Genomic DNA, 15,514 nt, shown 5'->3' on the forward strand with positions numbered 1-15,514 from the left:
TCCCCACTTCTGGATGGGAGGGGTGGGGCAGGGGTCGTTCTCGGGGGTAGTGGTGCGGGTCAACACGACGGGCGTCGAGTCGTGGCCTGTCCCCGGTGGCTCGACCCGGCTCGTCTACTCCGCCGGCAGCCACCCGGGCCGGATCCGGACCGTCAACGAGGACTCCTCGCTGGTCGCCCCGCCCGTCTTCCTGGTCGCCGACGGCATGGGCGGCTACGCCCGCGGCGACGTCGCCAGCCGGCTGGTCGTCGAGGCGTTCGAGCCGCTGTCCGCCCGCGCGCGCGTCGAGCCCGGTGACGTCGAGGCGGCGATCGCCGCGGCGCAGGTGCGCGTCTCCGCGCTGGCCGCCGAGTTCACCACCGCGCCCGGGTCCACGCTCGTGGCGGCGGCGTACGTCCTCCAGGACGGGCACGGCTACTGGCTGGTCGCCAACCTCGGTGACTCCCGCGCCTACTCCTACGCCCACGGCGTGCTCGAGCAGATCTCCAAGGACCACTCGGTCGTGCAGGAGCTCATCGACGCCGGCCGGATCACCCGCGAGGAGGCGATCGGCCACCCCGAGCGGCACGTGATCACCCGTGCGATCGGCGCGCTCACCGACGCCGAGCCGGACTTCTCCCTGGTCCCCGCCGGGCCCGGGTCGCGGCTGCTGCTGTGCTCCGACGGACTGACCTCGGAGCTGTCCGACACCGCACTCGTGCACATCCTCACCGGCCAGCTGCCGCCCGACGAGGTGGTGGCCACGCTGGTCGACGCCGCGGTCGCCGCGGGCGGGCACGACAACGTCACCGTGGTGGTCGTCGACGTCGAGGGCGGCGACGAGCACGCGACCGAGCGCACCCAGCCCTTCCCGGCGGTGCAGCCGTGAGCGCGTCCTACGCCGTCGGCGAGCTCGCCACCCTCGTCACCCCGCAGGGCATCGTCCTCGCGGCGGCCGACCGTCTCGCCGACCTCGTCCCGCTCGCCGGCGCCGACCTCGACCCGCTGAAGGTCGTCGAGGCGCTCTCGCGGGGCGCGCTCGGCGACCTGCCCGACTTCGCGGTCGTGCGTGTCGACGGCAGCGAGGCGCGGGTCCTGGTCCGCGGCGGGTTCGCCGTGCGGATCGCCGGCTTCGCCGTCGAGGGGCGCGACGCCGCCACCTGGACCGAGGCCACCGCCGCCCTCACGCCCGGCGACACGGTGGAGGTCGCCCCGGTCGGTACGCCGCTCGCCGGTGCCACCCTCCCGATCACCGCCGGCGTCGTGCGCAGCGCCGGGCTGGCCTGGGTCCCCGTGCCCGCTGCGGAGGCCGAGGACCCGGCGCCTGCCGCGGTCCGGATCCCGGCGCCCGCCGCCGCTCCCGAGCCCGTCGAGGCCGCGCCTGTCGAGCCCGCGCCCGTCGAGCCCGCCCCGCAGGAGCACTCCCCGGCCGCCGAGCACACCGTGCTGCGCACCCCCGCCTCCGCCGCCGCCCCGGTCGTGCCGCCCCCGGCGCCGCCCGCGCCGCCGGCCCCGCCCGTCGCCGCACCGGCGGGCGGCTGGCCCGCCGCGCCGGTCGCGGACCCCGACCACGACGGCCGGACCATCACGCCCGCCCAGCTGCAGGCGCTGCGCGCGGGCCAGGCCGGCGTGCCCGTCGTACCCACCTCGCCGCCGGGGCCGCCGGCGCCGCCGGTGCCGCCTGCCCCACCCGGCCCGCCAGCCCCGCCCGCTCCGCCCACGAGCCACCAGCCGCCCCCGCCGCCCGTGCGCGCCCTTGTCGCGCTCCAGCTCTCCAGCGGCCGGGTCGTCACGATCCGGCGCCGGGTGCTCATCGGGCGCAGCCCGCGGGTCCAGCAGGTCGGCGGCAGCGCCAACCTCCCGGCGCTGGTCACGGTCGACGACCCCTATGTCTCCAGCACCCACCTCGAGGTGGCCTGCGACGGCATCCGCGTCACGGTCACCGACACCTCCACCAACGGCACGCTGCTGGCGCGGCAGGGCCGGACGCCCGTCGCGCTCGACCACGGCGTGGCCACCGAGGTCGCGGTCGGCGACGTCCTGACCCTGTCCAAGGGGCTGACCGCGACGGTCATCCCCTCGCCGGAGCGCTGAGCATGCAGCCGCCACGGATCCCCGGGTTCGTCTTCGTCGACCTCGTCGGCGAGGGCGGCTTCGCCGACGTCTACCGCTACCAGCAGGAGCTGCCGACGCGGCAGGTCGCGATCAAGGTCCTGCGCAGTGGCGGCGACGCCGCCGCCCTGGAGCTGTTCCGCGCCGAGGCCAACGTGATGGCGCAGCTGTCCAACCACCCCTCGATCGTGCCGATCTACCAGGCCGGTGTGAGCTCGGACGGCCGGCCCTTCCTCGTCATGGAGTACTGCCCGCCGCCGCACGTCGCGCAGCGCTACCGCGCCCAGCCGCTGGCGGTCGCCGAGGTGCTCGACATCGGGGTGAAGATCGCCAGCGCCGTCGAGACCGCCCACCGGGCCGGGATCCTGCACCGCGACATCAAGCCCCACAACATCCTGACCAGCACCTTCGGCGTCCCGCTGCTCACCGACTTCGGCATCGCGTCGGTCGTGGGGGAGGGCGGCGCGTCCGGCCAGGGGCTCTCGATCCCGTGGTCGCCGCCGGAGGCGCTCCTCGCCGACAGCTCCGACGTGCGCAGCGACGTCTACTCCCTCGCCGCCACGCTCTACTCCCTGCTCATCGGCCACCCGCCGGTCGAGCGCCGCGACGCCCCCAACGACAACGCCAGCCTGATGCAGCGCATCGAGCGCGGCCAGCTCAGCCCGCTGCGCCGGCCGGAGGTGCCCGCCTCCCTGGTGTCGGTCCTGCGCCGGGCGATGTCGGTCGAGATCGACAAGCGGCCCGTCTCCGCGATGGTCCTGGGCCGGCAGCTCCAGGACGTGCAGATCGAGATGCGGCAGTCGCCGACCCGGCTCGAGGTCATGGACGCCTCGCCGTCGGCCCTCGTGCAGGAGCACCCCAACGACGCGCGCACCCTGATCCGCCCGGTCTCGGTGATCATCCCGGCCGCCGTCAGCGTGCGCCCCGCGCCCGACCAGGCGGCCGTCGACGAGCAGACCCGGGTCCCGGGAGCACCCTCCGCGACCGGCGGCTCCTCCCACAGCGGTACGCCGCCGCGTCGCGACGACACCCCCCGACGCGGACCGGCGGGGCGGATCCTCGCGGGCGTGCTGGCGCTGGCGGTGGCCGGCGGCATCGGCTGGGCCCTGCTCGCCGGTGGCGAGGAGGAGGACCCGGACCGGCCCACGATCCGCGGCGAGGACCCCGCCGACGCCGTACCCGGTGACGAGGCTCCGCCGGCGCCGAAGGTGTGGACGACGGGCAAGGGCACCCGGTGGACCTTCCGCTGGTCCCTGGAGGAGCCGCGGCCGGACGACCAGTTCAAGGTGCTGTTCACCGGTGACGGGGCCAGCCAGGACGGCGCGGACTACACCGAGGAGACGAGCAGGGTGGTCACGGTCCCGGTCGGCTCGACGGTCTGCGTCGAGGTCGGCGTCACCCGCGAGGGCGCTGCGCCGTCCCCGCTCTCCAAGCCGGTCTGCGCGGTGGGCCAGTGACCCGCCGCTGGCGCCGGACCGCTTCCGGCACGGCCCTCGCCCTCCTGCTGGGCGTGCTCGTCGTCCTCGCCTACCGCTACGACGGCAAGCCGTTCACCGAGGTGGAGCTCAACGACGGCGGGGTGTGGGTGACCAACGAGTCCCTCGGCCTGACCGCCCGGCTCAACCCGCAGATCGAGGAGCTCGACCTCGGCGTCGACGCCGTGACCCGGGACTTCGACGTCTTCCAGCAGGCGACCGAGGTCTACCTCGAGGACCTGACCACGGACCGCTCCGTGAAGGCGGTCGACGTCTCGCGCGCGACCGCGGGCGACGCCACCGACCTGCCGCCCGGGTCCGTGGTGACCTATGGCGGCGACACCTTCGCGATGGTCGACTTCGCCCACGGCAAGGCCTGGGTGCAGCCCGCCGCCCGGATGGCCGGCTTCTCCCACAAGACGGCGACGCCGGTCCTGGCCGACGCGGTCACCGCGACGGTGGCCCCCGACGGCGAGGCCTGGGTGCTGCGCCGCGACGGCAGGGCCACCTCGTTCGCGGTCGAGGGCGGGGAGGTCGTGGAGGGCGACACGGTCGACCTCGGCGACGACGTGGGCACGAATCCCGACATGCTGGCGTTCACGGTCGTCGGCGGCACCCCCGTCCTCTACAACCGCACCCGGCTGGAGCTCGCTCGTCCCGATGCCGACCCGGTGGTCGTGGAGACGTCGGACCCGACGCAGGTCGAGCTCCAGGCGGCGGCGACCGACGGCGACGAGGTCTACGTCGCGACCCGCGAGGGCCTCTACGTCACCCCGCTCGGCGGTGGCGACCTGGACAAGGTGAGCGAGGACGAGACCGCCGGTGCGCCCGCGCCGCCCGTCGTGCTCCCGAGCACGGGCTGCGTCTACGCGGCCTGGGGGTCCCACGACGCGCCCAACTACCTGCGCGACTGCCCCGACGACGAGGACGACGACACCGACCCGGTCCCGGACATGCAGGACGGCGCCGAGCTGAGGTTCCGCGTCAACCGCGACGTGATCGTCCTCAACGACGTCCGCACGGGCGACGCCTGGCTGGTCCAGCAGCCCGGCAAGGCGAAGATCGACAACTGGCCGCAGGTCGACCCGCAGAACGAGAACCGGTCGAAGATCAAGAAGACGACCGACGAGGTCCCCGACCAGGAGAACCGGCCGCCGGAGCCCGGCGACGACGACCTCGGCGCCCGTCCGGGCCGCTCCACCGTGCTGCCCGTCGTCGCGCTCAACGACCACGACCCCGACGGCGACATCATCCGGATCGTCAAGACCGTCCACGTGCGCGGTCCCGAGGTCGAGGTCAAGATCGTCGGCGGCGGCACCCAGCTCCAGGTGATGGTCCAGGGCGATCAGACCGGGACGTCGGTCTTCAAGTACTACGTGACCGACGGCCGGGTGGTCCAGCAGATCCCGGCCGAGGTCCGCCTGCAGATCCGCTCCAACGACCAGCACGAGGCTCCCCAGCCGATGCCGGACCGGAAGCAGCCGAAGCTGACGGTGACCCGCGGCGCGACCTCGAGCTACTACCTCCTCGCCGACTTCTACGACCTGGACGGCGACGACCTCACCCTGACCGAGGCCACCGGTCGCGGGGTCGGGGTCGAGTTCCGTCCCGACGGCACGCTCACCTTCACCGACCCGGGCACCGGCGGCACCAAGGGCGAGATCAGCTACGTCATCGAGGACGGGATCGACAAGTACGAGGCCACGATCCCGGTCGAGGTCGTCGGCGAGTCCGCCCCTCCGGAGCTGGTCGCCGACCTCGCCTCCGGCGTGGCAGGCACGCGGGTCGTCGTACAGCCGCTCACCAACGACCGCAACCCCGAGGGCGGCGAGCTCACCCTCAAGGACGTGAAGGTCGTCGGCGACGACGCCGGGACGACGATCACCGAGGACCTCGAGACAGGGACCTTCACCTTCGAGGCCGCGAAGGCGAAGCCGTACTACCTGCAGTACTCCGCCTACAACTCCTCCGCCACGCGGTCGGCCTTCATCCGGCTCGACGTGGAGTCGCCGCCGAAGGACAACCGCCCCCCGGTCGCGGTGCGCGACAAGGTCACGATCACCCCGGGCGGCACCGCCCAGGTCGACCTCCTGCTCAACGACCTCGACCCCGACGGTGACGTCCTGGTCGTCAAGCGGATCAACCGGCCGTCGGTGCCGGGGGTGAAGGTCTCCGTCGTCGACAAGCGCCTGGCCGTCGTCAGCTCCGTGGCCGACCTCGTCGGCAAGCCGGTGACGGTCGAGTACGTCGTCTCCGACGGCCGCAGCTCCGCGAGCGGCTCGCTCGTGATCGCCCAGCGATCGTCGAGCCAGGCCAACCGGCAGCCGATCGCCAACCACGACCAGGTGACCGTCCGCGCTGGCTCGGTCACCTCGGTCCCCGTGCTGGCCAACGACTCCGACCCCGACGGGCCGAAGCCGCGGCTCTTCCAGTCCGACCTCCAGAACGAGCAGGACCTCGACGTGTGGGTCGCCGGCGACACGCTGCGACTGCGCGCTCCCGAGGAGCCGGGCACCTACTCCGTGATCTACGGGGTCCGCGACACCGACGGGCGCAGTGCGTCGGCCGAGGTGAGCATCTTCGTCATCGCCGACTCGGCGAAGAACAACCACGCGCCCGTCCCGCAGCCCATCATCGACCGGGTCATCAGCGGCCGCCCGAAGGTGATCTCGGTCGACCTCGTCGGCGCCGACCCCGACGGTGACGCCGCCTCCTTCCGCAGCATCGCCACCGCGCCCTCGCTCGGTCGGATCGTCGACACCGGTGTCGACTGGATCCGCTACGAGGCGTTCGAGGGCAAGCGGGGCACCGACTTCTTCCAGATCGTGCTCCAGGACAAGTACGGCGAGACGGGCGTCGCCGAGGTCCGGGTCGGCGTCGTACCGGAGGAGTCGGAGAACCAGCCACCCGTGGCGCTCGACGACAGCGTGCTCGTCCAGCCGAACCGGACGATCTCCTACAACGTGCTGACCAACGACACGGACCCCGACGACGACGCCCTGCGCGTCGAGTCCCTCAACAAGAGCACGCCGGCGAAGCACGACAACGGGTTCATCGAGGTCGAGGTCGGCGACGCCCCCGACTCCGGGTCCGCGCAGACCAACGTCGGCTACACCATCGAGGACGCCGCCGCGGCGACGGACAGCGCCGTGCTGAAGGTCTCGGCCAGCAAGCAGGCGCCGTTCTACGCGCCGATCGCCCGCGACGACGTGGCCGAGCTCGGCGACATCATCGGCAAGGACCCGGGCGACACCGTCGAGGTCCCGGTGCTCGACAACGACCTCGACTTCGACGGTGCGAAGGCGGACCTGCACGTCACCGACTGCGACGCCGGCAGCGGCGGCGACTGCGAGGTCGTCGACGGCGACACGACCGTCCGGGTCGAGCTCAAGGCCGACGACCAGGTCGTGCTCTACCGCCTCGACGACGCCGACGACGAGTCGACCTTCACCTACGGCGTGGTGTTCGTGACCGGCACGGCCAACGTGCCGCCGCAGCTGACGACCGACGAGGACCGGGTGCCGGTCAAGGCGGTCGCCAACGAGACGACCGTGTTCGACCTGAAGGACCTCGTCGTCACCCGTGCCGGTCGCGAGCCGCACATCGTCCCCAGCTCGTCGCCGACGGCCGTCAACGGCAGCATCACGCCCGTCGAGGGCCGGTCGACGTCGCTGTCGTTCGTCCCCAACCGCGACTACGTCGGTGGCGCGTCGGTCACCGTCGAGGTGAGCGACGGTACGACGGCGGGGGAGGACACCGCCCTCAGCTCCCTGCTGACGATCCCGATCGACGTCGCGCCGGCGGGCAACGTCGCGCCGGAGATGCGCGACGCGACGGTCGACGTCACCGAGGACGGCGACGCGGCCACCGTCGACCTGAAGGGGTTGACCCGCGACGCCAACGAGGGCGACCTGGACACGATGGCCTGGTCGGTGAAGTCCGCGTCGAAGGGGATCTCCGCCGAGATCGAGGGCGACGACGGCATCCTCTCCGTCGAGGCCGCCGGTGCGGGCACGAGCGACGACCTCGCCGTCGAGGTGGTGGCCGACGACGGGCACGGCGGCCAGGCGACCGCGACCGTGACGGTCCGGGTCGTCGGCAGCAACCTGCCGCTGCTGCAGATCCCGGTCATCACGGTCAACGCCGAGGAGGGCGAGGAGACCTCCGTCGACATCGCCGACTCCGCGGTCAACCCCTACCCGGACGAGCCGATCGAGGCGAGCAACCCGCGGGTCGAGGGCGACGGCAAGCTGCGGGGGCTGCGGGCCGAGGGGTCCTCGGTGTGGTTCACGCCGGCGTCCTCCGGGTCCTCCCAGATCAAGGTGACGGTGTCCGACGCCTCCGGTGACGCCGCCCGCGACGTCGTGGCGCGGATCAACGTCACCGTCATCTCCGAGCCCGATGCTCCCGAGCGGCCCGTCCTGTCGTCGGTCGAGGCGTCGTCGGCCGTGCTGTCGTGGCGCGAGCCCGAGTCCAACGGCGCCGCGATCGAGGAGTACGAGGTCCGCGGCTCGCACGGCTTCAGCCAGAAGTGCCCGGCGACCACCTGCCGCCTCAACGACCTCACCCCGGGCGACACCTACACGTTCACGGTCCGGGCGCGCAACAGCGAGGGCTGGGGCAAGGACAGCCCCGAGTCCGAGGACATCACGCCCAACACGGCGCCCGACCTGATGGCCCCGCCGACGGTCGTCATCGAGCCCTCGCCGACCGGCGACAGGATGGACCGGCAGCTCACCGTGCGGTGGACCCCGCCGCACAACGAGGGCTCCGAGATCACGTCGTACGAGATCAAGGAGGCCGGCGGCCCGAGCACGTGGACCGCGTCGGGCAACGAGACCTCGCGGGTGATCCCCGGCCTGACCAACGGCACGCCCTACGCGTTCGAGATCAGGGCCATCAACGCGGTGGATCCCAAGCGCGAGTTCTCCGCGGCCTCCAAGGCGGTCAAGCCGTTCGGCGTCCCGGCGCCCTCGGGCCAGAAGCCGAGCCTGACGGCCAGCGAGGACTCGCCCTACAGCAGCGACCCGTGGGTCCGTATCGAGTGGTCGGGCTGGTCGGACACGCAGAGCAACGGCAACCCGGTCTCCGAGTACGTCGTGTACTGCTCCGGCTGCAAGGCGTCGAGCTACCGCTTCCCGGCCTCGACCACCTCGCGCACCTTCAACGCCGCCGACGGCATCCGCAAGGGCCAGGACGTCACGTTCTCGGTCGCCGCCAAGAACGACGCGGGCATCAGCGAGAAGAGCCCGGGGGCGACCGGGCGGCCGTACACCAAGGCCGGTCCGGTCCGGGGCCTGCAGGAGGTCGCGCCGTCGCCGGCCGACCAGACGGCGCGGATCGGGTGGGACCCGCCTGCCGACGACGGCGGCCTGCCGATCGACTACTACATCGTCGAGGACGGCACCGGGGCGCGCGACATCGTGTCGTCGGCGCCGGGCCCGGGTGGGACCGACATCAAGTTCGACGGCAACGGCCGCCACTCGATCCGAGTCTGGGCGGTCACCCGCAACGGCGACCGCGCCGTCCAGGGCGAGGACGCCTCGCTCGGGAGCATCGACACCTGGGGCAAGCCGGACCCGCCGCCGGTGACGGCGCCGGTCAGCAGCGACTACTACTACGTCGACATCCGGATCAGTCCCGGCAGCGAGAACGGCAAGTCGATCGACGGCGTGCAGTACAGCCTCGACGGCGGCGCGAACTGGGTGGACGACGACCGGTTGAACGGCTCCGACGGCAACGCCGCCCAGGTCCGGCAGGGCGGGGACGGGAAGACCATCCTCGCGCGCACCGTCTCCTCCGCCGCCGCCGGCGACCCGCGCAAGTACAGCGACGCGGTGCCGATCACCGGGTACTCCCGGATGCGGTGGATCGAGATCACCTGGCAGACGGTGTGCCTCGGCGGCTGCGAGGCGCGGGTCAAGGGGGAGGGCTTCCCCAACGACGGCCCGGTGCCCGTCAACACCGACCACGGCTCGCTCAACCTCAACGGCACCTGCGACTTCAACCAGTCCGTCGACAAGTCGTTCCCCAACAACTACAACGCCGGCGGCCGCGACTGCGCGTTCACCGGCAACGGCACGCTCACCGTCTCCGCGTCCGGCGTCTCGGACACGATCAGCCGCTAGGTCCAGAAAGGACATCCATGTCGCTCAGCACCGAACAGACCGAGTGGTTCTCGCAGACCTTCGCCCAGCTCGTCGCCAACGTCGAGCAGGCCATCGTCGGCAAGACCGAGGTCGTCCGGCTCGCTTTCGTCACCCTGCTCGCCGAGGGCCACCTGCTCCTCGAGGACTACCCCGGCACCGGCAAGACGTCATTGGCGCGGGCGATCGCCCAGACGATCCAGGGCGACCACCACCGGATCCAGTTCACCCCCGACCTGCTGCCCAGCGACGTGACCGGCGTGACCATCTTCGACCAGCGCTCGCAGCAGTTCGAGTTCCACAAGGGCCCGATCTTCTCCAACGTGGTGCTGGCGGACGAGATCAACCGCGCCTCGCCGAAGACGCAGTCGGCGCTGCTGGAGGTCATGGAGGAGAGCCAGGTGACCGTCGACGGCGTCACCCACCCGGTGGGCCAGCCGTTCATGGTCATCGCGACGCAGAACCCCATCGAGCAGGCCGGCACCTACCGGCTGCCGGAGGCGCAGCTCGACCGCTTCCTCATCAAGACCTCGCTCGGCTACCCCGACCACCAGAGCACGGTGCAGATCCTCACCCACGCGCCGAAGGGCAAGGCAGCGACGGTCCTCAACCCGATCATCAGCGGCGACAACGTGCTGCACCTGATCCGGCTGGCGCAGGAGGTCCACGTCGAGCCGGCCGTCCTGGAGTACGTCTCCGCCATCACGGAGGGCACCCGCGAGGCCCCCGAGGTGGTCCTCGGCACCAGCGTCCGCGCCGCGCAGGCCCTGGTCCGTGCGGCCCGCGCGTGGGCGGTGTCCTACGGCCGCAACTATGTCGTCCCCGACGACGTGAAGACGCTCGCCGTCCCCGTGCTCGCGCACCGCATGGTGCTCGACCCCGAGGAGGACTTCCGGGGTACGACGACCGAGGACGTCGTGCGCCGGGTGCTCGAGCGCGTGTCCGTCCCGCTGGAGCCCGCGGGTCGCTGAGCACATGAGCCCCCGCACCTGGGCGAGCGGCATCCGTCGTACGCTCACCGCCGCCAACCGGCGCCGCCAGGCGGTCGTCGGCGGCTGGCGCGACGGCATCGCCGAGCGGACCGGTCGCGTCCGCGCGGTGCTGCGTCCGGTCACGGACACCGTCACCGAGGCGGGCTGGGTGGTCGGCGTGCTGGCCGTCGCGCTGCTCGTCGCGGGCCCGCTCCTGCACTGGCCCGAGCTGCTCGTCGCCGGACTCTTCCTGGCGCTGCTGCTGCTCATCGCTGTGGCCTTCGTGGTGGGCCGGCAGCCGTTGGCCGCGCGGCTCGACCTGGCCCGCGACCGCGTGATCGTGGGGGAGCGCGCCAACGGCTACCTCACCCTGACCAACCCGAGCTCGCGGCGTTCGCGCCCCCTCGTGGTGGAGTTCCCGGTGGGAGCCGGCCGGGCTGCCTTCGAGCTGCCCGCGCTGGCTCCGGGCGCGGTCCACGAGGAGCTGTTCGCGATCCCGACCGAGCACCGCGCGGTCCTCGACGTCGGCCCGGTGACCGCCGTCCGCGCCGACCCGCTGGGCCTGCTGCGCCGTGAGGCCCACCTCAGCCAGATGGACACGCTCTACGTGCACCCCAAGACCCTGCGGGTGGAGGGCTCGGCCGCCGGCCTGGTGCGCGACCTCGAGGGCCGCACCGTGCCGAAGGTGTCCGACAACGACGTGTCCTTCCACGCGCTGCGCGGCTACGTCGCCGGCGACGACCGCCGCCACATCCACTGGAAGTCCAGCGCGAAGACCGGCACCCTCATGGTCCGCCAGTTCGAGGAGACCCGGCGCTCGCACCTGCTGACGATGGTCAGCTCGCGGCTGGAGGACTACGCCAGCGACGACGAGTTCGAGATGGCGATCTCGGTCGCCGGCTCGCTGGGCACGCAGGCGCTCGCCGACGGCCAGCAGCTGAGCGCCGTCGCCTCCCACGCCTCGCTGCCGTCGGCCGGCGCCCAGCGCTTCCTCGACGGTCTCTCCGGGCTGACCTACGACTGGAAGGCGAAGCACCTCGTCGACGTCGCCCGCTACCTCAGCCTCGACGAGCTGGCGGCCAGCGTGATCGTGCTGTGCGTCGGGTCCGGCGTCAGCATCACCGAGCTGCGCCGGGCACGGCAGTACCTGCCCGTGGACACCCGGGTGATCGCGATGCGCTGCCTGGTCGGGCAGGAGCCGTCGGTGCGCTGGTTGGGCGATCTCGCCGTGTCCACCGTCGGCCGGCTCGAGGAGCTCGGTGTCGCCGTACGACGGGTGTCCGCATGACCGCGCTCAGGCCGCCGCCCGGCCCGCCCGGCCCGCCGCCGGGACCCCCGCCCGTCGGCCCGCCGGTGCGCTCGGCCAGCACCAGCACCAGCGGCCCGGTGGTGGTCGTGCCGCAGCGCCGCGGCCGGCCGGGCACCCTGCCCTCGTGGTGGCTGGTGCTCGTCGACGCCGTGCTCGTCGTCGGACTCGGCGTGCTCTGCGCGTGGCCGCTCGGCGAGGCCTACCTGGGTCACCGCTGGCTGGTGGCCCTCGTCGCGGGGCTGGGCCTGGGCGTCCTCGTCGCCTGTGTCAGCGCACGGCTGCGCTGGGGGGCGTGGCTCACGGTGCTCGTCGCCGTGGCCGGCTACCTCGCGGTCGGCTCCGCCGTCGTCGTCCCCGATCGCACGAGGGGCGGGGTGCTGCCGACGGCCGACTCGCTGCGCGACCTCGTCACCGGGGCGACCCGCACCTGGCGGGAGTCGCTGACCCTGCCGGTGCCCCTCGCCGAGACCGGCACCGTGCTGATCGTGCCGTTGCTGACCGGTCTGGCCGGCGGGCTGGCGGCCGCCGTGCTGCTGTGGCGCACCCGCCGGGCCGGGCTCGCGGGACCGGTGCTCGGACTGGTCCTCGTCGTCGGCTGCGCGTTCGGCGACATCACCGCGGAGGCCACCTTGCTGCGTGGCCTCGCGGTGGCGGCCGTCGCCGTCGTGTGGCTGCGGTGGCGCGAGCAGCGGCACGTGCGCGCCCGCTGGGGACGCCGCGTCGTGGCGACCCTCGCGGTCGTCGCGCTCGCCGGCGGTGCCGCGCTGGGCGTCGCCGCGATGGCCGGGACCGGCGACCAGCGCGCGGTGCTGCGCGACCACGTCGACCCGCCCTTCGACCCCCGGGACTACCCGAGCCCGCTCGCGAAGTTCCGCGCCTACAAGAAGAAGGAGGCGCTGCGCGACACCACCCTCTTCACCGTCGACGGTCTCGACAGCGGCACCCGCGTCCGGTTCGCGGTCATGGACTACTACGACGGCATCGTGTGGAACGTGTCCGGCGGCCCCGGCTCGGTGCACGACTCCGGCACCTTCCGGCGCCTGCGCAACGACCCGGAGGCCAACCTCGAGGCGACCACCCGCGGGACCATCACGATCGGCGCCTACACCGGCGTGTGGGTCCCCAGCGTGGGCACCACGCTGTCGATGACCCCGCTGACCAACGGCGAGGTCGACGGCGAGGCCGCGGGTGAGCTGGTCATCAACCGCGAGACGGAGACCGTCGCGCAGATCGGTGGGGTCAAGCAGGGCACCACCTTCGAGATCGAGGCCGAGGTCGCCCCCGAGCTCGCCGACGAGGAGGTCAGGGAGCTGCGCGCCGCGTCCGTCGCGCTGCCGCGGCCGAAGATGGTGCCCGAGGAGCTCGTCGAGCGGGTCCAGCGCTGGCAGGTGGAGGCGGGGTTCGACCGCGGCACCGACGGCGAGGTCGCGCTGTTCCTGCGCGACGCGTTCCGCGAGCACGGCTACTACTCCGACGGGGTCGACGACTTCACGCCCTCCGGCCACGGCTTCAGCCGGCTCGCGGTGCTGATGAAGACGGCCACGCCGGTCGGCAACGCCGAGCAGTACGCCGCCGCGATGGCGCTGGCCGGGCAGCAGATGAACCTGCCGATCCGGGTCGTCATCGGCTTCAAGGTGCCGCCGGGCGGCGGCGAGGTGCGGGGCGAGGACGTCACGGCCTGGACCGAGGTGAAGTTCGACGGCGCGGGCTGGGTCGCCTTCGACCCGACGCCCGAGGAGGACAAGAAGCTCCGCAAGCCGAACGACGAGCCCAACGAGGAGCCGCAGCCGCAGGTGCTGCAGCCGCCGCGGGTGCCCGGCGAGCCCAAGGAGGCGAGCGACAACCTCCAGCAGGGTGACGGCGAGCGAAGCGACATCGACATCCTCGAGGTGCTCGGCACGATCCTCGGCATCCTCCTCGACGTCGCGAAGATCGCCCTGCTGACGCTGCCGCTGTGGGGCGTCCTGCTCTACAAGTTCCTGCGCCGCCGCCGGCGCCGCAGGGCCGGCGACGCGACGGTGCGGCTGACCGGTGCCTGGCGCGAGCTCGCCGACCGGATGCGCGACCTCGGCGTCCGGCCGGCGCCGGGGGCCACCCGCCGCGAGAGCGCCTACGCCGCCGCGGACCGCTACGACGTCGTACCGGTCGTGACGCTGGCGCACACCGCCGACCGGCACGTCTACGGCGCGGACGAGCCGACGCCCGACGAGGCCAGCGCCTACTGGGCGGACGTCGACACGGCGCTGAAGCGGATCCGCAAGGCGACGCCGTGGTGGCGGCGCCTGCTCGCCCGGTTCTCGCTCGCCTCGGTGCCCTGGCGCGCAGCCCTGGCCCGGGCGCGGGCCCGCCTGCGCCGGATCGGTGCAGCCGTCGGGCGCCGGGTGCTGGCGTTCTGGCCGGTGGCGCGGGTCCGGGCCGGCGTGCGGCGGCTCGCACGGCGCGAGGGCACTGGTAGTTTCCGGCGCAAGCGTTGATCGTCGCCGGCCGTCGCGGCCGGCTGTCCCGGGGGAGCACTGCCATGTCCATTCGCCGTTGGGCGGGCGCTGTCACGGTGCTGGTGCTGGGCGTCACCACCGGGCTCGCCGCGCCACCGGCGGCGCACGCCGCGGTCGGTTCCGCCGTGCTCGGCTCGTGGGACTACGTCTCGGTCCCCTCGGGCTGCGCCAACGCCCTGAACGGCACGGAGCCCGGTGACGTCACCGTGAAGGCGGACGGCGCCTGGCGCACGGTTCGGCTGCGGAGGTCCGGCACGCTGAGCAGCAGCGCCGTGTCCGGGGCGACCACGGTGACCGGCCGGATCGCCACCGACAGCCGTGGCTCGACGAAGGTCGGGATCAAGGTGTCAGCCTCGGCCACCGCCAAGCCGCGCAGCCCGTCGATCTGCGCGGTCGACAACTACGCGGTCGACGCGACCGTCTCCGCCCGCCAGGCCGTCACCCCGGCGCGGTCCTGGCTGGTCGTCCGCAGCAGCGGGAGCACGCGCGGGAGCTCGCAGACCGGCTTCGGGTCGCCCGACGTCACCGGCGGGTTCGTGGCCCTCGGCCGCTCGCTCACCAAGCTCGTCCCCGCCGGCACCTACACCCTGGGCGGGGGCGTGGACGCCTCGGTCAACGTGCCGGCGAACTCCACGACCGCGCGCTCGGCCGCGGCGAGCGCGACCGCCACCGTCGCCCTCTTCCCGATCGGGACCCTGCGGGCGCGTTCCGGTGACGGCCTGGGCTACGTCAAGGCCGGTCACCGCGACTGCACCCACAACCGAGTGAAGGCCTACTTCAGCGATGCGGCCCGCACCACCGTCCGCTCGGCCACCTTCTCGGTCGAGGGCGACCGGAGGTTCACGCTGACCGGCAGCCAGCTCCAGCGCGACGCCGTCTTCGTCTCCTCCGTCCCACGGGCTTCGAGCGGCGCGATCCGGGTGGACATCGTGCTGAGGTCGGGAGCCCGCCGGACGTCGTACGCGACGTCCTGGCCCTGCGCCTGAGCGTCCGCCCGGTCGCGGCGACCGTTGACAAGTGACAGGAC

At 73.2% G+C, this 15,514-nt stretch carries 8 protein-coding genes; all 8 read left to right on the forward strand.

Annotated features, from left to right (window positions below; translation table 11 throughout):
* Positions 1-52 precede the first annotated feature (52 nt).
* Genes BJ993_RS18975 through BJ993_RS19010 form a run of 8 tightly spaced genes read left to right on the forward strand, consistent with a single transcriptional unit; the run spans position 53 to position 15,473 of the window.
* Positions 53-868: a PP2C family protein-serine/threonine phosphatase gene (locus BJ993_RS18975; protein ID WP_179650575.1), complete on the forward strand. Its 816-nt coding sequence runs from the start codon at positions 53-55 to the stop codon at positions 866-868.
* The gene (locus BJ993_RS26660) at positions 865-2,073 is read left to right on the forward strand and encodes an FHA domain-containing protein (RefSeq protein ID WP_179650576.1); all 1,209 of its coding nucleotides are present in this window, start codon (positions 865-867) and stop codon (positions 2,071-2,073) included. The genes BJ993_RS18975 and BJ993_RS26660 overlap by 4 nt, the downstream gene beginning before the upstream one ends.
* Before the next feature lie 2 nt (positions 2,074-2,075).
* The gene (locus tag BJ993_RS18985) at positions 2,076-3,548 is read left to right on the forward strand and encodes a serine/threonine-protein kinase (protein WP_179650577.1); all 1,473 of its coding nucleotides are present in this window, start codon (positions 2,076-2,078) and stop codon (positions 3,546-3,548) included.
* On the forward strand, positions 3,545-9,694 hold the full coding sequence (locus BJ993_RS18990) for an Ig-like domain-containing protein (RefSeq protein ID WP_179650578.1): 6,150 nt from the start codon (positions 3,545-3,547) through the stop codon (positions 9,692-9,694). Before BJ993_RS18985 ends, BJ993_RS18990 begins: the two co-directional genes overlap by 4 nt.
* A gap of 17 nt (positions 9,695-9,711) precedes the next feature.
* Entirely contained in the window at positions 9,712-10,683 is a 972-nt protein-coding gene (locus BJ993_RS18995) for an AAA family ATPase (RefSeq protein ID WP_036542008.1), read from the forward strand.
* Positions 10,684-10,687: 4 nt separating this feature from the next.
* A complete protein-coding gene (locus tag BJ993_RS19000; protein ID WP_179650579.1) occupies positions 10,688-11,971 on the forward strand; it encodes a DUF58 domain-containing protein in 1,284 nt (427 codons plus the stop codon).
* On the forward strand, positions 11,968-14,466 hold the full coding sequence (locus tag BJ993_RS19005; RefSeq protein WP_179650580.1) for a DUF4129 domain-containing transglutaminase family protein: 2,499 nt from the start codon (positions 11,968-11,970) through the stop codon (positions 14,464-14,466). Before BJ993_RS19000 ends, BJ993_RS19005 begins: the two co-directional genes overlap by 4 nt.
* 44 nt (positions 14,467-14,510) lie before the next feature.
* Positions 14,511-15,473 (forward strand): hypothetical protein, encoded by a 963-nt coding sequence (locus BJ993_RS19010; protein WP_179650581.1) that lies wholly within the window; start codon positions 14,511-14,513, stop codon positions 15,471-15,473.
* Positions 15,474-15,514 lie beyond the last annotated feature (41 nt).

Source organism: Nocardioides aromaticivorans (genome assembly GCF_013408525.1).
In the GTDB taxonomy this organism is placed as follows: Bacteria; Actinomycetota; Actinomycetes; order Propionibacteriales; family Nocardioidaceae; genus Nocardioides; species Nocardioides aromaticivorans.

Bases quoted from the DNA above. Each gene is read 5' to 3' on its own strand.
- BJ993_RS18985 (WP_179650577.1), top strand. From the start codon at position 2,076: ATGCAGCCGCCACGGATCCCCGGGTTCGTCTTCGTCGACCTCGTCGGC.
- BJ993_RS18995 (WP_036542008.1), top strand. From the start codon at position 9,712: ATGTCGCTCAGCACCGAACAGACCGAGTGGTTCTCGCAGACCTTCGCC.
- BJ993_RS19000 (WP_179650579.1), top strand. From the start codon at position 10,688: ATGAGCCCCCGCACCTGGGCGAGCGGCATCCGTCGTACGCTCACCGCC.
- BJ993_RS19005 (WP_179650580.1), top strand. From the start codon at position 11,968: ATGACCGCGCTCAGGCCGCCGCCCGGCCCGCCCGGCCCGCCGCCGGGA.
- BJ993_RS19010 (WP_179650581.1), top strand. From the start codon at position 14,511: ATGTCCATTCGCCGTTGGGCGGGCGCTGTCACGGTGCTGGTGCTGGGC.